The sequence below is a fragment of the Roseomonas gilardii genome (assembly GCF_001941945.1).
Taxonomy (GTDB): Bacteria; Pseudomonadota; Alphaproteobacteria; order Acetobacterales; family Acetobacteraceae; genus Roseomonas.
On record NZ_CP015583.1, the window covers coordinates 3,155,664 to 3,173,502 of the forward strand.

The following is a 17,839-nucleotide window of genomic DNA, read 5'->3' on the forward strand; positions in this document are numbered from 1 at the left end:
GCAGGGAGATAGTTGCCCGGCGCCCCATACGGACCGGATGTGGGCCCGTCCACATCCGGCCGGGCCGCGTTCCCGGGGAGGGGCGCGCGGCCTGCCGCCCCGGGGGTGGAGTTCCCCCCCGGGGCGATCCTGATTTGCCGGCATGGCCGCATCGGCGGCCATCCGGCGCGTCGCCTCCGGGCACCTATCCCGGGCAGGTCACCCGGGCAGGCGCTCCCGCACCAGCGCCATCAGCCCGCCCACATCCGGCACCTGCGCCGCCGCTTCCGGCGGGATCTCGACGCCGAAGGCGTCCTCCAGGTCCATCAGCAGGTTCACATGCGCGACCGAATCCCAACCGGCCACGTCGGCGGCGGTCAGCCCTTCGTGGAAGGCGCCGCGGAAGCCTGGGAAGGCCCGGCGCAGCACCGTCTCGAAACGCGCGGCCAGCCCGGCCTCCACGGTTCCAGCCATCATCGCGTTCCTCTCATGCTGCGCCCTCGCCGCCGTCCCGCAGGAAGGCCGCGCGGTTGAGCGCACGGCTGATCTTGCCGCTGGTGGTCTTGTGCAGTGCGCCGGGGGGCAGGCGGGCGACATGCACCGGGTTGACGGCGAAATGCTCGCCCAGCACGGCGCGCACCGCGCGTTCGCTGGCCTGGATGGCGGCCTCGTCCTCCGGCTCGCCCTCCGCCGCCTCGTAGAGCACCACGATCTGGTCGCTGCCGATGCGTTCGTCGGGGATGGAGAAGACCACCGCGCGCCCTGGCTTGACGGCCGGCACGGCGGCCAGCGCGGCCTCCAGGTCCGGCGCCACCAGGTTGCGGCCGCGATAGATCAGCACGTCGTCCAGCCGGCCCAGCACGTAGAGTTCGCCGTCATGGAGGAAGCCGAGATCGCGCGTGCGCAGCCAGCCATCGACGAAACGTTCCTCGCTCAGTGCCGGCTCGCCGAGATAGCCGTCGAAGAGGCAGTCGGAGACAATCAGGACCTCGCCCAGGTCGGTATCCAGATCGGCATCGGGCCCGGTGTCCGGATCGGCCCCCGGCGCCCCGACAGGGAGGAAGCGCAGCGCGCAGCCCTCGATCGGCCTGCCGCTGGACACCAGCTCCACCGCGCCCGGCATGCCGGGCAGCACGGGCACGACATACCCCGCATCGAGCGCCTCGCGGTCCAGCAGCAGGCGCGCCGGGCCGGCGGGACGCGATCTCCCGTGCTCCCGGTGCGCACGCAGCGGGCTCTGCGTCACGGCGAAGACATTCTCGGCCAGGGCGTAGCAGGTGTGCAGCGCCTCAGGCGCCAGGCCATGCGGGGCAAAGGCGTCGAGGAAACGGTCCATCGAGGCCGCGCGGCAGACTTCCGAGCAGTTGATCACCGCGCGCAGGCCGGACAGATCCAGCGCCGCGCCGCGCAGCCGCCGCGCCGCGCCTGCCAGATGGTCGAAGGCGAAGTTCGGCAGCCAGAGCAGCGTGGCGCGCTCCGCCTCCGCGAGACGCAGCACCGAGAGCGGATCGGCCAGCCATTCGAAGGGATCGAGCGCCAGAACCGGCATGGCCGCGACGAAGGGCAGCACGGTGCAAGCGATCAGCCCCATGTCGTGATAGAGCGGCAGCCAGCTCGCCACCTTGTCACCCTGCTGCAAATCCAGCGCCGCACCATAGGCCTCGGCCTGCCGCACCAGCGCGTCATAGCCGAGCATCACGCTCTTCTTCAGGCCCGTCGTGCCGGAGGAATGCTGCAGCAGCGCCAGGTCGCCCGCCACCGGCTCCGGCACCGGGCGCCGCGCCGTGTGGTCGTCCAGCGCCGCGAGCGCGCCGAAATCCAACGCCGGCACGCCGGTCTCGCCCAGCGCCTCGATCGCCGCGCCGAGACCGCAGACCAGCCCGGGGCGGATGCGCTCCACCAGCGCGCGATGCACCTCGCGCCAATGGGCGGCGTCCTGCTTCGCGGTGGGCGGCGGCATCACCGAAGGCACCGCACCCAGGAACTGCGCCGCGAAGAAGCTGGCATAGAGGTCGGCGCGCGTGTCGGAGAAGATCAGCAACACCTGCCCCGGCCGCAACCCGGCACGGCGCAGCGCCACCATCCGCGCGGCGATGCGCCGGCCCAACTCGGCGAAGCCCAGCGCTTCCGTCCCGGCGGCGCTGTGGAGCAGCAGCGCCGTTTCCTCCGGGCTTTCCTCCAGCGCCAGCAGGAAGCCGGCGAAGTAGCGGGTCCGCGGCGAGTCCGGCGCCGCGTGCTGCTCGAAGGACATGGCCGGTTGCGCGCCCTTCATGTGAAATACGGCCGCCAGCGGATGTAATCCACGATGTAGTCGCGGAAGCTCAGCGCGCTGGCATTCACCAGCACCCGTTCCGCCGGATCGTGCCAGCGCAGGCCGAAATGCCGCGCCACCAGCGGATTGACCGGGATCTGCGCGAAATGCTGGCCGCGATAGGCCTCCGTCAGCGTGCAGACCTCGGCATGGGCCTGCGCGGCGTCGATCTCCAGCGGCCCGGCCGAGGCCTCCAGCATCTGCCGCAGGATCTCGCGCAGGAGGGGCGCGGTGATGTGCATGTAGTCGTGGAACAGCCGCTCCTCGCGGAAGCGCCCGGCGACGAAGGGCGCCAGCGCGATGTCGCTGTCCCTGTCCCGCGCTTCCGCGCGCGCAATGTCGAAGCCGAGGCGGCGGTCGAGGCGCGGCAGCTCCGCGGCGCAACGCTCCAGGTACAGGTCGAAGAGCGCGTCGTCCGGCAGCGCGATCGCCTCCGCCTCCACCGACAGCATCATGGCGATGCGGTCGCCCAGGCGGTAGCGCTCGCCCTCCGGATAATCTTCATCGCCAGTCCCGCCCTTGCGCGGGTCCAGCGCCTCGAAGGGCCAGAGCGCGGTGATGTTCTGCGGCGGGAAGCGCAGCACCGGCGTGCCCTCCGGCATGCGGTCCCGCAGCGCCGCGCGCTCCTCGACGAAGGCGTTGTCGAAGACCTGCTCCCACAGCATCGCGGGTGCGTCACGGAAATCGGGATAACTGTCCCATCCCGCCTCCGCGCGGTCGAGCGTGTGGTAGCCGACATGAATCACGTCGAAGCGCTCGGCGAAGCTGGGGATGCGCCCCAGCACCTCCGCCATCTCCTGCCCCTGGCAGTTCGCGCCGATCACCAGGCGCGCGCGGGCTTCGCTCATCGCCCCCTCCCCTTCGCCCGCCTCAGCGCGCCCATGGCTGCCACCGGATGTAGCGGAGCATGTATTCGCGGAAGGTCCAGCGGTTGCCGAACCAGGCGAAGCACGTATCGCCGTCGCACCAGTCGAGGCCCAGGCGCCGCGCCACCTCGGGGTGCAGCGGGGTCTGCCGCGTGCAGGACAGGCCGAGCCAGCCACGGCTCGCCTGCCGGTATTCCTCCAGCGCCGCCTCGCGCACCGAGGCGTCCAGCAGCGAGGTCCGGCGCAGCAGCGCCTCGGTCACCAGATGGAAAGGCACACCGGCCGGATCGTTCGGCGCGTTGAACAGCGGCGCGCGGCGCATCATCGCCCGCATCTCCGCCGCGACGCGGATCTCGCAGCCTGCCTCGGCCTGCTCCCAGGCAGCGAAGTCAGAGGCCGCCCAGTCGCCGGCGATGTCCAGCGCCTCGCAAGAGGCGGCGAGGTAGCGGCGGTACAACTCGCCATCCTTCAGCCTCTCCGCCTCCACCGCGAGGCCGGCGGCGATCCGGTCGGTATAGAGCGCGCCGCCGTAGCGGCCGCCGGGCCAGAGCCGCTCCGGCCGGTTGCGCGGATCGGACGCCAGCAGCGGCCAGTGCAGGTGCCCCTGCAAGGCGGGGAAGCGCAGGCCTTCCGCCAGAGCGCCCTGCGGGGCCGCCACCCCGGAGGAGGGCTGGGACCAGAGCGCCACCGGCCCCTCCTCCCCGGCCGCGGCCAGGGCGGAAGCGAGGTCCTCGCCCTCCCCGACATGGCGCGGCACCAGGCGCCCCGACAGGCTCCGCAGGCGGGCGAGGTTGCGGGCGAGCTGCCGCGCCTGGTGGTTGCCCGCGATCAGCAGGGTGATGGCGGCGTGCGTGCCCTCCGTCGGGGCGGTGGTCGCAGCCACGCCCGGCACCGGAAAGAGGCGCAGCGTCTGCCAGGCGAAGGCCAGCCGGCGCGTGTCGCCCGAGGGCGGCTGCCCGGGCCGCGAAGGCGGGCGGGAGGCGTCGGGCTGCTCGAAAACGAGGTCGTTGGCGGCATCCGTCCGCAGCAGTTCCGGCGGCAGGTCCAGCGTGAAGCTGCCGGTGGCCTGCGCCACGATTTCCGGCAGGACCGTTCCGTTCAGGACCGGCCGCAGCCGCTGCACGCGGTGTCCGCTCTCATGGTTCAGCGCAGGAAAGCCCCTTGCCTCAAGCCGCAGCGGCACGCCCGGGCGCAGGGGGAGGAGTTCCGGGGAGAGTTCCAGGCGGCAGCGATCGTCCATGCTCCAGACGATCTCTGGCTCCTGGTGCGACCAGCCTTCCCGGCGGAACAGATGGCTGTTCCCGTCCGCTCCGAAATAGATCAGCAGCACCTGCGCCGCCATGCACCAGCCCCCGGTGAACCATTAACAATATCTACCAGGGGTTGCGTTACCGCAAGAAATTGCACTGCAACAGAGTGCCGTGACGGCTGGCACTCGTTTTTGTTAGGAGGGTGGCGTGAATCCCCCGCCCGCAGGCCCATAGGTGACCGGCCCGGCAGCGAAACCAAGAAAGCGGATCGGGACAGGAGGAAGGCCGGGGTGGCCCTCAGACCTGTCCGGCGAGTTCGGTGCGGAACTCGTCCAGCAGGCGCAGCGAGCCGTCGCGGCGCTCCACATGCCAGAAGAGCCAGCCGTTGCAGGTCGGTGCCTCCTGTACCTCCGCGCCGACCTTGTGGATCGAGCCGAGCGCCTTGCCGCAGCGGAGCGTGCCATCCGCCCCGACCTCCGCCCGCCAGCGGCGGTGCCGGTCCACGAGGCGCGAGCCCGGCGGCACGAGGCCACGCTCCACCAGCGTGCCGAAGGGGATGCGCGGCTGCTCCCGCCGGGCCGGCAGGCTGAGCGCCAGGCTTTCCGGCAGCGGCTCCACCGCCTCGATGCGCGCGCGTGCCGCCTCGGCATAGGCCTCGTCACGCTCGATGCCGATGAAGCGGCGGCCGAGGCGCCGTGCCACCGCCGCCGTGGTGCCGCTGCCCATGAAGGGGTCGAGCACCACCTCGCCCGGCGCGGTGCAGCTCAGGATCACCCGGTGCAGCAGCGCCTCCGGCTTCTGCGTCGGGTGCAGCTTCTTGCCCTTCTCGTCGCGCAGGCGCTCATTGCCCGTGCAGAGCGGGATCAGCCAGTCCGACCGCATCTGCACGTCGTCGTTCAGAGACTTCATGGCGGCGTAGTTGAACTTGTAGCGGCTTTCCGGCCCGCGCGAGGCCCAGATCAGTGTCTCATGCGCGTTGGTGAAGCGCCGGCCACGGAAGTTCGGCATCGGGTTCGACTTGCGCCACACCACGTCGTTCAGAATCCAGTAGCCGAGATCCTGCAAGGCCGTGCCGAGGCGGAAGACATTGTGATAGGCGCCGATCACCCAGATCGTGCCGTCCTTGCGCAGCACGCGGCGGCATTCGGTCAGCCAGGCACGGGTGAAGGAGTCATAGGCCGGGAAGCCGTCGAAACGGTCCCAGGCATCGTCCACTCCGTCCACCAGCCCGCCCTCCGGGCGCACGAGATCGCCCTTGAGCTGCAGGTTGTACGGAGGGTCCGCGAAGATCGCATGCACCGAGGCCGGCGGCAGTTGACGCAGCATGTCGAGGCAGTCGCCGACCATGACCTGGTCGAGCGGAAGGTCCAGCCCGGTGCCCACAGCAATCCCCCTCTGTCGAGTCGGCAAAGTGATCAAGCCGAGTCGCCCCGTCAAGCGAGGGGGACTCACACGGCAACTCGCGTCAGTCGCGAAGTCCGTGCGACGCCGCTGTCAACGGGATCAAAGGCCGAACAAGACCCTGGCGATATCATGCCCTTCCGAATCGGTCGCGGCACCGCGCGGCGGCATCTCCCGATTCGCGCGGCGGTACCAGTAGCCGGCATTGCCGAGATCGCCCTCGACCCGGTGCAGCCAGGCATGGACCCAGGCGGCCTCGCGCCCCGGCTCGTCCTGCACGAGCACATGCGCGGCCTCCCACTCCCCGCGCAGCCCATGCCACACCGCCCGCAGCTCCGGCGACACCCCCTCGGGCACCGCATCCGCCGCCAGCATCTCCTCCGCCGTCATTGCCCCTGCTCCTGCTGCCGCTGCTTGATCAGGCGTGGCGCTCCGGGAGGCTCTGCCTCCCGGACCCTCCGCTCAGGGGGATGGTATCCCCCCGAGACCCCGCCATGAGCGCTCCGCGAGGAGGGGCTTCGACCACCGTTGCGCCAAGTGGCGACCGGTTGGCCATCACCCCTCCTCGCGGAGCGTTCACAGGGTTCCCAGGGACCAACGTCCCTGGGCGGGGTGACCAGAGGGGCAGAGCCCCTCTGGCCCAGGTCCGATCACGCAGCAGGCTCCAGCAGCAGGCGAGCCTGATCGACGGGGGCGAAGCCGCGGCGGTGCTGTGGGCAGGGGCCGAGGCGGGCCAGGGCGGCGCGGTGCGAGGGGGTGGGGTAGCCCGCATGGCCGGCAAAGCCGTAGCCGGGGTGTCGCGCGTCGAGGCGCACCATGGCACGGTCGCGCAGCACCTTCGCGACGATCGAGGCGGCGGCGATGGAAAGGGAGAGGCCGTCCCCGCCGATCACGCAGCGCGTGGCGCAGGGCAGGCTGTGCGGCGCGCGGGGCGCCATGTTGCCGTCGATCAGCGCGAGGTCGGGCACGGGGCCGAGGCGGCGCACGGCGCGCAGCATGGCGAGATGGGTGGCGCGCAGGATGTTCAGCGTGCCGATCTCCACGGCGGTGGCGGCACCCCAGCCAACCCTGGCATGGCCGGCGCGCGCGGCCTCGCGCAGCGCGGCGAAGGCGGCCTCGCGCCGGGCGGCATTGAGCTTCTTGCTGTCGTCGAGGAGGCGCGCGAGGGCCGCGGGCGGCTCCGCCACGAAGATCACGGCGCCGGCCAGGACAGGCCCCGCCAGCGGGCCGCGCCCCGCCTCGTCCACGCCGGCGACACGTCCACCGGCGGCCAGTTCCAGGCTGTAGTCAGGCATCAGATCGAACGCGTCTCCCAGATATCGTGCGGATGCAGCAGGTCCGGCGCGCCCTCGCGCAGGAAACGCGCCGCGGTCGCATCGCCCAAAAGGGTGGCACGCAGGAAGGCCATGGCAAGCCCCGCCGTGCGGGTGTGATAGGTCGGGTCGCTCCAACGTGCCCCGGCACCCGGCTCGTCGGCGAAGGAGGCATGCACCGCGCCGTTCAGCACCGCCAGCACGCCGGGATTGCGCGCCGCCTCGAAGGGCTCGCGTCGCTGCGCCGCGCGCACGCCCTCGATCCAGCCATCGTCGTTGCTGCCGGTGACATGCAGCATCGGCGCCGCGAAGCCGGCATAGGCCAGGCGCGGCGGCAGGCCCTGCGCCGGGATGGGCGACAGCGCGATGCCCGCCTTCAGCCGCGGATCGGGCAGGTCCAGCCCCCGGTCGCCGCCCGGCAGGCGCTGCCCCAGCATGGCCTGCACCGTCCAGGCGCCGAAGGAATGCCCAGCGATGGCGAGGCGCCTCGGGTCCGCCTGGGGCGGCAGGTTGTCGAGCGCGAAGCGGACATCGCGCAGGCGGTCCAGCGCCACGTTCACGTCGAAGGCCGCCGCCGCCATGGCCATGCGGTCGCCGCCATGGCGCCAGAGGCTGTCGTCGCTGCCCGGATGCTGCAGGTGGATGGCCAGGAAGCCCGCCCGCGCCAGGGCGCCGCCCAGATAGGCGAGGCCGTGCCGGGAACCGCCCAGCCCGTGGCTGACCAGCACCGTGGGGAAGGGCCCCTGCCCCGCCGGGACACGCAGCAGCACCGGGATCTCGCGGTCGCGCGCCGGGTCCCGCCAGCGCGCCTCGCTCTCGGCCGGCTGGGGCGGGGCAGCCTCGCCGCCGACCGGTCGCAGCAACGGTGCGGCCGCCAGTGCCCCAAGCAGCGCGCGTCGCCCCCTTGTCGTGAGACCCTCCCCCGTCATGGGAGCCGGGGAAGAGTGTCGTCGCTGCGCCATGCCGTGAGCACCGCCACGCGGACCGTGCCGCGCTCCTGAGGATGAGGGATGGGTCGGGTGGGGCGCCGCGAACCGGCCGATCCGCCCCTGCCGCTGTATCTGGGGACGGGTGGCGGGATCGTCCAGGAATCCCGGCAGATGTCGTGGCGGGTACATCCGCACAATCTTAACATCAAAACAGCTATTCATATGTTGACGTTGTAACGGCTCCCCGCTATCGCCCCTCTCCTCCCAGGGAGAAGCCCATGTCCCCCATCATCCGCCTCGCCCTGGGCAGCATCCTGGTCGGCCTCGTGGTGCTGGGCCTGAAATTCACCGCCTGGTGGGTCACCGGCAGCGTCGCCCTCTATTCCGACGCGCTGGAAAGCATCATCAATGTCGTGGCCGCCGGAGCGGCGGCGCTGGCGCTCCATGTCAGCGGGCAGCCCGCCGATGCGGGGCATCCCTATGGCCATGGCAAGGCCGAGTACTTCTCCGCCGTGCTGGAAGGCGTGCTCATCGTCCTCGCGGCGCTTTCCATCCTGCGGGAGGCCTGGCTCGGATTCCTGTCGCCCGCGCCGGTCGGGGCACCGCTGCTCGGCATGCTGATCAACGCCGCTGCCACGGTGCTGAACGGCCTCTGGGCGGCGATCCTGCTCCGCGCCGGCAGGAGATGGCATTCCCCCGCCCTGCTGGCGGATGCGCGGCACCTCCTCACGGATGTCTTCACCTCCGGCGGCGTGCTGTTGGGCTTCGCCCTGGTGCCATTGACCGGCTGGCCCTGGCTCGACCCCACCCTGGCAGCACTGGTGGCGCTGAACATCCTCTGGAGCGGCGCCAGCGTGGTGCGGAGTTCCATCGGCGGGCTGATGGATGCGGCACCGGAGGACGCGGTGATGCGGCGGCTGCGCGAGACCATCTCGCGGAATGCCGATGGGGCGCTGGAGGCGCATGATCTGCGCGCGCATCGTGTCGGCGGCCGGCTTTTCCTCGAATGCCACCTCGTCCTGCCGGGCGACATGCCACTGCGCGAGGCGCACGCGGTCTGCAACCACGTCGAGGAGGCCCTGCGGCGGGAGATGGGGGATATCGTGGTGACCATCCATCCGGAGCCGGAGGAGGAGGCGCAGCGGCAGGGCGTGCTGGTGCTCTGACGCCGTCTCCGGCGCGCGGATTCAGAAGCGCAGGCGCCCCGCCGCGCGCAGGCAGAGCAGCAGCGCCGAGACGTGCATCGACTGCTGGATGATACCGTCATCGAGCCGCGCCAGCACCTCCCGCCAGGGATGCAGCTCCACGGTGATGTCCTCGCCTGGCTCCAGCCGGGGCTCCGCGACCTTGCGCGCGTCCAGGGCCAGCAGGTGGTGGTTGCGGTTGCGGTGGGAGGCGGGGTTCGGCGAGAGGCTGGAAACGAGGCGCAGCGAGGAGGACGCGTAGCCCGTTTCCTCCAGCAGCTCGCGCGCCCCGGCGGGCAAGGGGTCGGTCTCGCCCGGGTCCATGCCGCCGGCCGGGAGTTCCAGGCTGAAATCGCGCGATCCGTGCCGGTACTGGCGGACCAGCACCAGTTCATCGGCGGGCGTCAGCGCGGTGACATGCACCCAGTCGGAATATTCGAAGGTGTAGTAGGGATCGAGGAGGTTGCCGCGCGCATCCTCCACCGCATCCGCATTCACATGGATCCAGCGATCCTTGAGGACGGTGCGGGATCGCCGCACCGTCCAGGGTTTCTGCGTCACTCGGCGGCGATGCGCATGTCCTGCGCATAGGCTTCGAGCGGCGCGCAGGTGCAGGCGAGGTTGCGGTCGCCATAGACGTTGTCCACGCGCTTGACCGGCGGCCAGTACTTGTGCGCGCCGACCCAGGGCGCCGGATAGGCGGCCTGCTGGCGGGAATAGCCATGCGTCCATTCCGCCGCGGTCACTTCCTCGGCAGTGTGGGGCGCGTTCTTCAACGGGTTGTCGGCCCGGTCGAGGCGCCCTTCCGCCACATCCGCGATCTCCGCGCGGATGGCGATCATCGCCTCCACGAAGCGGTCGAGCTCCGCCTTCGGCTCGCTCTCGGTGGGCTCCACCATCAGCGTGCCGGTGACGGGCCAGGACATGGTCGGCGCGTGGAAGCCGAAATCCTGGAGACGCTTGGCGATGTCCTCCACCGCGATCCCCGCCTCGGCCTGGAAGCCTCGGCAGTCGAGGATGCACTCATGCGCCACCATGCCCTGGCGGCCGCGATAGAGCACCGGATAGTGCTCCTCCAGCCGCTTCGCGACATAGTTGGCCGAGAGGATCGCCACCTGCGTCGCCTTGCGCAGCCCGGCCGCCCCCATCATGCGGATATAGGCATAGGGGATCGGCAGGATCGAGGCGGAGCCGAAGGGCGCGGCCGAGACCGGGCCGAAGCCCGTCTCCGGCCCCGCCTCGGCCAGCAGCGGGTGGTTCGGCAGGTGCGGCGCCAGATGCGCCGCCACGCCGATCGGGCCGACGCCCGGCCCGCCGCCGCCATGCGGGATGCAGAAGGTCTTGTGCAGGTTCAGGTGGCAGACATCCGCGCCGATGCTGGCGGGTGAGGTCAGCCCGACCTGCGCGTTCATGTTGGCGCCGTCCATGTAGACCTGGCCACCATGCCGGTGGATCAGCGCGCAGATCTCGCGGATGCCTTCCTCGAACACGCCATGCGTCGAGGGATAGGTGATCATCAGCGCGGCGAGATGCGCGGCGTGCTCCTCCGCCTTGGCACGCAGGTCGTCGAGATCGACGTTGCCGTCATTGTCGCAGCGCACGACCACGACGCGCATGCCCGCCATCGCCGCCGAGGCCGGGTTGGTGCCGTGGGCCGAGGACGGGATCAGGCAGACATTGCGCTGCTGGTCGCCGCGCGCATGGTGCCAGGCGCGGATGGCGAGGAGCCCGGCATACTCGCCCTGGCTGCCCGCGTTCGGCTGCAGCGACACGGCGGCGAAGCCGGTGACGGTGCAGAGCCAGCTCTCCAGCCGCCGCACCAGCGTCAGGTAGCCCGGGACCTGCTCCGCCGGGGCGAAGGGATGCACGTTGCTGAAGCCCGGCAGCGTGATCGCCATCATCTCCGCCGTGGCGTTCAGCTTCATCGTGCAGGAACCGAGCGGGATCATGCTGCGGTTCAGCGCGACGTCGCGGTCCTCCAGCGACTTCAGGTAGCGCAGCATGCCGTGCTCGCTGCGATGCGCGGAGAAGACCTCGGCGGTGAGGATCGCGCTCTCGCGCTCCAGCGCGGCGGGGATGCCGCCAGCGGCCTCGATCTGTCCGAGTTCGGGCGCCGCCACGCCACCGGCCTCGGACAGAGCCCCGGCCAGATTTGCGAGGTCGTCGCGCGAGACGGTCTCGTCGAGGCTGATGGCGACGCAGCCCGCATCGACGCGGCGCAGGTTGAAGCCGCGCGAGAGCGCTGCCTGCATCAGCGCATCCGCCTTCGCGCCGGCCTCGACCGCGACCGTGTCGAAGAAGCCCTCGTGACGCAGCGTGAAGCCCGCCTTCCGCGCCGCGCCGGCCAGCAGCCGCGCCTGCAGATGCACACGGTCGGCGATGCGGCGCAGCCCGTCCGCGCCATGCCAGCAGGCATAGAGCCCGGCCATCACCGCCAGCAGCACCTGCGCGGTGCAGATGTTCGAGGTCGCCTTCTCGCGCCGGATATGCTGCTCGCGCGTCTGGAGCGCGAGGCGCATGGCCGGGCGCCCGGCGGCATCCACCGAGACGCCGACGATGCGGCCCGGCATCAGGCGCTTCAGCCCGTCCTTCACCGCCATGAAGGCGGCATGCGGGCCGCCCCAGCCCATCGGCACGCCGAAGCGCTGCGAGGAGCCGATGACGATGTCGGCGCCCATCTCGCCCGGCGGCTTCAGCCGCACCAGGGCCAGCGGGTCCGCCGCCACGATGGCGGTGACGCCGGTGTCGTTGGCGAGCCGGATCTCCGCCTCCAGCTCCGCGCGCAGCTCGCCGGTCGTGCCGGGATAGGAGAAGATCGCGGCGAAGGGCCCCTCACTGCGGATCGCCTCGGCCATCTCGCCGGGGGCGTGCGGGCGGATCTCGATGCCCAGCGGCGCGCCGCGGGTGCGCAGCACGGCCAACGTCTGCGGGTGCAGGTCGCGCGAGACCAGCATCACGCGCCGGTTGGTGGCGCGCGGCCCCTTCACGGCGGCCAGCGCCATGGCCATCGCCTCCGCCGCCGCCGTGGCCTCGTCGAGCAGCGAGGCATTGGCCACCGGCAGGCCGGTGAGGTCGGCGATCATGGTCTGGAAGTTGACCAGCGCCTCCAGCCGGCCCTGCGCGATCTCCGCCTGGTACGGCGTATAGGCCGTGTACCAGCCGGGATTCTCCAGCACGTTGCGCAGGATCACCGGCGGCACATGCGTGCCGTGATAGCCCATGCCGATCAGCGACTTCACCGCGCTGTTCCGCGCGGCCAGCGCGGCCAGTTCGGCCACCACCTCGGACTCGCCGATGGCGGGCGGCAGCGCGTCGAGCGTGTCCCCCAGGATGGCGGCGGGCACGGTGCGCGCGGTCATGGCATCGAGGCTCTCCGCCCCGATCGCCGCGAGCATCGCCGCGATCTCCCCCTCCGAGGGGCCGAGATGGCGGCGGACGAAGCCGCCCTGGTCCTCCAGGGCGGCAAGCTGTTCCAGGGTGCTCATCGCGACATCAACCGGCAGCGGCCACGGCCTCGTAGGCCGCTTCGTCCAGCAGCCCGTCCACCTCGGCGGCATCCTTCGGCTTGATGCGGAAGAACCAGCCCTCGCCCATCGGGTCGCGGTTCACCAGGCCGGGATCGTCACCCAGCGCCTCATTGGCGCCGGTGATGGTGCCCGCCACCGGGGCATAGATGTCGGACGCGGCCTTCACGCTCTCCACCACCGCGATGGACTCGCCCGCCTCGACCTCGCGCCCCACCTCGGGGAGATCGACGAAGACGATGTCGCCCAGGGCTTCCTGGGCATGGCTGGTGATGCCGACCACGGCATCCTCGCCCTCGGGACGGACCCATTCATGGCTGGCGGTGTAGCGGATCTGGGACATTCGGCGGGTTCCTGCAAATCGGTCTGGAGAGATCGGTCCGGGCAGATCGGTCCGGGCGTGCCCGCCCCTTCCCGGGCGGGCACGGGGGGAAAAAACGATCAGGCGCGGCTGGCGCGCTTGTAGCGGTGCGGCACGAAGGGCATGGGCGCGACCTTCGCGGCGACGGGCTTGCCGCGCACCATCAGGTCCAGCGCCGTGCCATCCGTGGCGAGGTCGGGGCGGACATAGCCCATGGCGACGGGCGCCCCGAGCGTCGGGCCGAAGCCGCCGCTGGTCACCTCGCCCACCACCTCCGCGCCGGACTGGATCGGGGTATGGGCGCGGGCGGGCTGGCGCCCCTCGACGGCGAAGCCGACGCGCAGGCGCTTCGGGCCGTGGTCCAACTCTTCCCGCACCCGGTCAGCGCCGCGGAAGTTCCATTCGGTGCGGCGGCGCTTGCCGATGGTCCAGTTCAGCGCCGCCTCGATGGGGCTCGTGGTCTCGTCCAGGTCGTTGCCGTAGAGGCAGAGCCCGGCCTCCAGCCGCAGGCTGTCGCGCGCGCCCAGCCCCGCCGGGGCGGTTCCCGCCGCGACCAGCGCCTCGGCCAGCTTCGTGGCATTCTCCGCCGGCACGCTGATCTCGTAGCCATCCTCGCCCGTGTAGCCGGAGCGGCTGACCAAGGCGGGACCGCCCGCCAGCGTCACCTCGGCCACGCCCATGAAGGGCAGCGCCGCCACCTCGGGCGCCAGCCCAGCGAGGATGCGTTCGGCCGCCGGCCCCTGCAGCGCCAGCAGCGCGCGGTCCGGCATCGGCGCCAGGGTGATGGAAGGCGGCAGGATGGCCCCGATCGCCGCCTCGTCCACCGCCTTGCGGGAGGCGTTCAGCACCAGGAACATCCGGTCGCCGAGATTGGTGAACATGAAGTCGTCGAGGATGCCGCCCGCCTCGGTCATCAGCACGCCGTAACGCTGCCGGGCTGGCTTCAGCCCCTGCACGTCGGCGGGGGTCAGGGCCTCCAGCGCCGCCGCCGCGCCCTCGCCCCGCAGCTCCGCCTGCCCCATATGGGAGACGTCGAACAGGGCCGCGCCTTCGCGGCAGGCCTTGTGCTCGGCGATGATGCCGGCGGGGTACTGCACCGGCATCATATAGCCGGCGAAGGGCACCATGCGCGCGCCCTGGGCGCGGTGCCAGTTGGCCAGCGGGGTCTCAAGCATCGTCTCGGCGGCGTCGGCCACGCATCCTCCTTCGCCGCTCAGGGCGGCGGAACGGAACGTGGCCCCCCTCTGTCCATGGACCTGAGAGATTCGGCCGGGCATGGCGCCCGCGCCTTACTCCGTCGGTGCCGGCACGCCCGTTTCGGGGCGGGCCGGGCTTTCCAGAGGCCCCTTCCCCACGCGGTCCATCGGGCCTGAGCGTTTCCGGGGGCCGGTTGCGCCTTCGGCGGAGGCCGGCCGGTTCGGCACCGGACGGCCTCGCTCTCCCGCGCGGGATCAGCGGGTACGAGCCGTTATGGCATTGCGGCATGGGCGCTGGCAACGGCGGTGAGCGGGTGGAAGGCGCTGGCCACCTCCCCGCTGCGCACGGCGGCGGGGCAGAGCATGGTCTCCGCGCGTGCCTATGAACGGCAGCGCAACGGCAGGCCGGAGCATGTCTCCGCCTATACACGCGGCGGGCGGGCCGGACAGGGGAACACCGCTGCCACGCCTCGCCCCGGCATCGTCCCGGTCCAGCTCGGGCCCTTCCTGCTGGCGCCCAAGCCGCCTGTTCCTCTGCCACGAGCGCGCATCACGCCCCGGGGGGCCACGGAAACACCCGAAACAGGCGGCCTTCCGAAAGATCCGGACCGCCAAGACAGAAGAAACCGAGGTTGAGCGGCAAGGAGGCGGCTAGCGATGTTCCGAGCTGGGCAAGGGGTATCCCACGCGGGCAAAACCAGACAGCCGAGGAATACGCCACGAAGTTGATGAACGACCAGTATGGCAAAGGGAACTGGGAAAGAAGTTTGCCAAATGGCAAAGGCGGGAAGGGCCCAGGCAGTGATTATAGCAAGATCAAAAAATACGGTGGACGTGCCTTCATGGAATGGCTGCTTGGCACACAAGCAGAGGACGAGGACAACATCATATGAGTGATGAAGGCACGATCTTCTGGCACGTCTATCATTGCCAGATGGGTGCGGAGGATGACGAAACGGATACCGATGAGATCGAGCTGACCCTGAAGCTCGTCGGCTTCTATTCTTCCCTGCAGAAAGCGGAAGAAGCCGTCGAACGGATGCGAAAGCTCCCTGGCTTCCGCGACTGGCCGGATGGTTTCCGAATCTATCAGGGCGGTCTGGATGGCACGAACTGGACAGAAGGTTTCGGCATCGACTTCTGACAGTGGTTCTTTAGGCACCAGCACTGGCCATCTCCCAGTTTGCTATCTCTGTCCCACAGGGCGAAGGATCGTGACCGCGCAGATCTGGATATTGCGGCACTATAGGGCCCAAGCCCACGAGGACGAGCGGGATCATCCACAAAGCCTCCTTTCCATGAAGGCCGTTGGGACATATTCCAGCCTGGCGAAAGCAGAGGCGGCCATTCGCGAACTCCTCCCCCTGCCCGGCTTCCGCGACTGGCCCGGCGGCTTCCGCATCTATGAGGTGACGTTGGACCGGGACCTCTGGCCGGAGGGCTTCGCCGGCACGAAGACGGGAGAGCGGCCCGGGCCATAGCGCAGATGTCCCGCGCAAAGCCGTGATGGTCTTGCGCAGAACCGTCATCACCGAGGACAGTTTGCGCCGCGCCCCCTGAATTACGCCATGCGCGACGACCGTTACTGGCAGGTCCAGCACCCGGAACGAGGTGCCTATGCCTGCTGGATCATGGAGGGGTGGAAGGCGCTGACCGCCTCCCCGCTGCGGATCGGCGAGGCCACCGGGACACAGGCTCGCGCCCATGCACCGGCGCCCCGTCCCTCGCGCTGCCTCGTCAGGCCTGCCCCTGCCCTTCCGCCGGCTTCGGGGCGCTTCCGGTCCTCACCTTGTCCTCGATGCGGGCGCCGGTCTCCGGGTCGATGCTCTTCCAATAGGCCAGGGCCCGGCCCAGCACCGGCTCGCGCACGCCGCCCAGCAGGCTGCCCGCCACCGTCTCCACCAGCGCCGCGCGCTCGGCATCGCCCAGGACCTCACGGACGAGGGTGCCCGGCTGTCCGAAGTCGTCATCCTGCGGATGCAGCGTATAGGCGCTGCGCACCATGGCGCCGTCGGCCTCCCAGCCATTGTCGACCGGGCCTTCCTGGTCCGACCAGGGGCGGCCGCCGCTGTTCGGGACATAGACGGGCGCCGCGCCGGTGTGGTGATAGGTCATCGGCCCGTCCATCATGTAGGTGTTGACCGGCACCTTCGCCTGGTTGACCGGGATCTGGTGGAAGTTCGCGCCGATCCGGTTGCGCTGCGCGTCGTTGTAGGCGAAGGCCCGGCCCAGCAGCATCTTGTCCGGCGAAAGGCCGATGCCCGGCACGGTGTTGCCGGGCGAAAAGGCCGCCTGCTCGATCTGCGCGAAGAAATTCTCCGGATTCCGGTTCAGCGTCATCGTGCCGACCCGGATCAGCGGATAGTCCTTGTGCGACCAGATCTTGGTCAGGTCGAAGGGGTTGAAGCGATAGGTCTTGGCCTCGTCATAGGGCATGACCTGCACCGACATCTCCCAGACCGGGAAATCGCCGCGGGCGATGGCTTCGAACAGGTCGCGGCGGTGGTAGTCGGCATCGCTCCCCGCCTTCTCGGATGCTTCCGCATTGCTGAAGAACTGCATGCCCTGGCGGGTGTGGAAATGGTACTTGACCCAGAACCTCTCGCCTTGCGCATTCACCCACATATAGGTGTGGGAGCCATAGCCGTTCATGTTGCGCCATGTCTTCGGCAGGCCCCGCACCCCCATCAGATAGGTGACCTGGTGCGCGCTCTCCGGGTTCAGCGTCCAGAAGTCCCACTGCATGTGGTTGTCGCGCAGGCCGCTGTCCGGCAGGCGCTTCTGGCTGCGGATGAAATGCGGAAACTTCATCGGGTCGCGCACGAAGAAGACCGGCGTGTTGTTGCCGACGAGGTCGTAATTGCCCTCGCTGGTATAGAACTTCAGCGAGAAGCCGCGCACGTCGCGCCAGGTGTCGGGGCTGCCCTGCTCGCCCGCCACGGTGGAGAAGCGCGCCAGCATCTCGGTCTTAGCACCCGGCTGGAACAGCGCGGCCTTGGTATAGCGCGACACGTCCTCGGTGGTCTCGAAGACACCGAAGGCACCCGAGCCCTTCGCATGCGGCTGGCGCTCGATCACCTTCTCACGGTTGAAATGCGCCATCTGCTCCAGGAAATGCACGTCGTGCAGGACGACGGGGCCATCGGCGCCGATGGAGAGCGAGTTGCGGTCGCTGACGGCGGGCGCGCCGGTCGTCGTGGTCGAGGGCGCCTTGATATCGAAGATCTCGTCGGACATGTCGTTCTTCCTTTCTTGGCCTCTCGCCCGGCCGGACGACCCCGCCGCACCGGAAGCCATGCCCGCCCCCAGGGGGGCCGGATGGATTCCCGACATTGGATCGACCGTGTTCCATCCCGGGCAAGACGTGTTCGTTCATAGTGGCCCGCCGGCTTCCAGGGGCCGGTTCAATCCTGCGGGAGACTGACCCCCCGCCGGTCCCGACGGATGGGGCGGACGGCGGGAAGCATCGGCCGGGCCCCGTGATCCTGTCCAGCCATAGATCGCGGCGCTTCACGAGAGGGGATG

The 17,839-nt window shown here is 70.3% G+C and carries 17 protein-coding genes and 2 riboswitches; of the genes, 4 read left to right on the top strand and 13 right to left on the bottom strand.

Translation table 11 applies throughout. The features are described from left to right. Nucleotides 1–198 precede the first annotated feature (198 nt). From RGI145_RS14530 to RGI145_RS14565, 8 genes are all read right to left on the bottom strand, one after another. Nucleotides 199–453, bottom strand: a complete 255-nt coding sequence (locus tag RGI145_RS14530; RefSeq protein WP_167668287.1) for an acyl carrier protein — start codon at nt 451–453, stop codon at nt 199–201. Nucleotides 454–466: 13 nt separating this feature from the next. Next, nucleotides 467–2,230, bottom strand: a complete 1,764-nt coding sequence (locus RGI145_RS14535) for an AMP-binding protein (RefSeq protein ID WP_167668288.1) — start codon at nt 2,228–2,230, stop codon at nt 467–469. 17 nt (nt 2,231–2,247) lie between these two features. Next, nucleotides 2,248–3,138 carry a WcbI family polysaccharide biosynthesis putative acetyltransferase gene (locus RGI145_RS14540; RefSeq protein WP_075798902.1) on the bottom strand — a complete coding sequence of 297 codons (891 nt, stop codon included), beginning with the start codon at nt 3,136–3,138 and terminating at the stop codon, nt 2,248–2,250. 22 nt (nt 3,139–3,160) lie between these two features. After that, entirely contained in the window at nt 3,161–4,498 is a 1,338-nt protein-coding gene (locus RGI145_RS14545; protein WP_075798903.1) for a hypothetical protein, read from the bottom strand. 205 nt (nt 4,499–4,703) lie between these two features. Then, a complete protein-coding gene (locus RGI145_RS14550) occupies nt 4,704–5,789 on the bottom strand; it encodes a site-specific DNA-methyltransferase (protein ID WP_208863877.1) in 1,086 nt (361 codons plus the stop codon). A gap of 120 nt (nt 5,790–5,909) precedes the next feature. Then, a complete protein-coding gene (locus tag RGI145_RS14555; protein ID WP_075798904.1) occupies nt 5,910–6,197 on the bottom strand; it encodes a hypothetical protein in 288 nt (95 codons plus the stop codon). 260 nt (nt 6,198–6,457) lie between these two features. Then, complete coding sequence (locus RGI145_RS14560; protein ID WP_075798905.1) at nt 6,458–7,102, bottom strand: ribonuclease HII; 645 nt, start codon at nt 7,100–7,102, stop codon at nt 6,458–6,460. Next, nucleotides 7,102–7,983, bottom strand: a complete 882-nt coding sequence (locus RGI145_RS14565) for an alpha/beta hydrolase family protein (protein ID WP_237183079.1) — start codon at nt 7,981–7,983, stop codon at nt 7,102–7,104. Before RGI145_RS14565 ends, RGI145_RS14560 begins: the two co-directional genes overlap by 1 nt. A 344-nt stretch (nt 7,984–8,327) precedes the next feature. Here RGI145_RS14565 and RGI145_RS14570 point away from each other — a divergent pair, with 344 nt between their 5' ends. Continuing rightward, nucleotides 8,328–9,215: a cation diffusion facilitator family transporter gene (locus RGI145_RS14570; protein WP_075798907.1), complete on the top strand. Its 888-nt coding sequence runs from the start codon at nt 8,328–8,330 to the stop codon at nt 9,213–9,215. A 21-nt stretch (nt 9,216–9,236) separates the two neighbouring features. Here the strand turns inward: RGI145_RS14570 and RGI145_RS14575 are convergent, their stop codons facing one another. The 4 genes from RGI145_RS14575 to gcvT form a co-directional block, all read right to left on the bottom strand. Continuing rightward, nucleotides 9,237–9,773: an NUDIX hydrolase gene (locus RGI145_RS14575; RefSeq protein WP_237183080.1), complete on the bottom strand. Its 537-nt coding sequence runs from the start codon at nt 9,771–9,773 to the stop codon at nt 9,237–9,239. A 17-nt stretch (nt 9,774–9,790) separates the two neighbouring features. After that, entirely contained in the window at nt 9,791–12,718 is a 2,928-nt protein-coding gene (gcvP, locus tag RGI145_RS14580) for an aminomethyl-transferring glycine dehydrogenase (RefSeq protein WP_075798909.1), read from the bottom strand. 7 nt (nt 12,719–12,725) lie between these two features. Further along, nucleotides 12,726–13,100 (bottom strand): glycine cleavage system protein GcvH, encoded by a 375-nt coding sequence (gene gcvH / locus RGI145_RS14585; RefSeq protein ID WP_027282650.1) that lies wholly within the window; start codon nt 13,098–13,100, stop codon nt 12,726–12,728. Nucleotides 13,101–13,198: 98 nt separating this feature from the next. After that, on the bottom strand, nt 13,199–14,293 hold the full coding sequence (gcvT, locus tag RGI145_RS14590) for a glycine cleavage system aminomethyltransferase GcvT (protein WP_075800087.1): 1,095 nt from the start codon (nt 14,291–14,293) through the stop codon (nt 13,199–13,201). Between the two features lie 66 nt (nt 14,294–14,359). After that, nucleotides 14,360–14,461: riboswitch (glycine riboswitch) on the bottom strand. 3 nt (nt 14,462–14,464) lie between these two features. Further along, nucleotides 14,465–14,572: riboswitch (glycine riboswitch) on the bottom strand. A gap of 374 nt (nt 14,573–14,946) precedes the next feature. Here gcvT and RGI145_RS25130 point away from each other — a divergent pair. From RGI145_RS25130 to RGI145_RS14600, 3 genes are all read left to right on the top strand, one after another. Beyond that, the gene (locus RGI145_RS25130) at nt 14,947–15,207 is read left to right on the top strand and encodes a hypothetical protein (protein ID WP_156878553.1); all 261 of its coding nucleotides are present in this window, start codon (nt 14,947–14,949) and stop codon (nt 15,205–15,207) included. After that, nucleotides 15,204–15,458, top strand: a complete 255-nt coding sequence (locus RGI145_RS14595) for a hypothetical protein (RefSeq protein ID WP_083670758.1) — start codon at nt 15,204–15,206, stop codon at nt 15,456–15,458. The genes RGI145_RS25130 and RGI145_RS14595 overlap by 4 nt, the downstream gene beginning before the upstream one ends. 70 nt (nt 15,459–15,528) lie before the next feature. Beyond that, entirely contained in the window at nt 15,529–15,795 is a 267-nt protein-coding gene (locus tag RGI145_RS14600) for a hypothetical protein (RefSeq protein WP_075798911.1), read from the top strand. Between the two features lie 256 nt (nt 15,796–16,051). Here RGI145_RS14600 and RGI145_RS14605 read toward each other — a convergent pair whose 3' ends face one another. Beyond that, nucleotides 16,052–17,551, bottom strand: coding sequence for a catalase (locus tag RGI145_RS14605; protein WP_075798912.1), 1,500 nt, complete (start codon nt 17,549–17,551; stop codon nt 16,052–16,054). Nucleotides 17,552–17,839 lie beyond the last annotated feature (288 nt).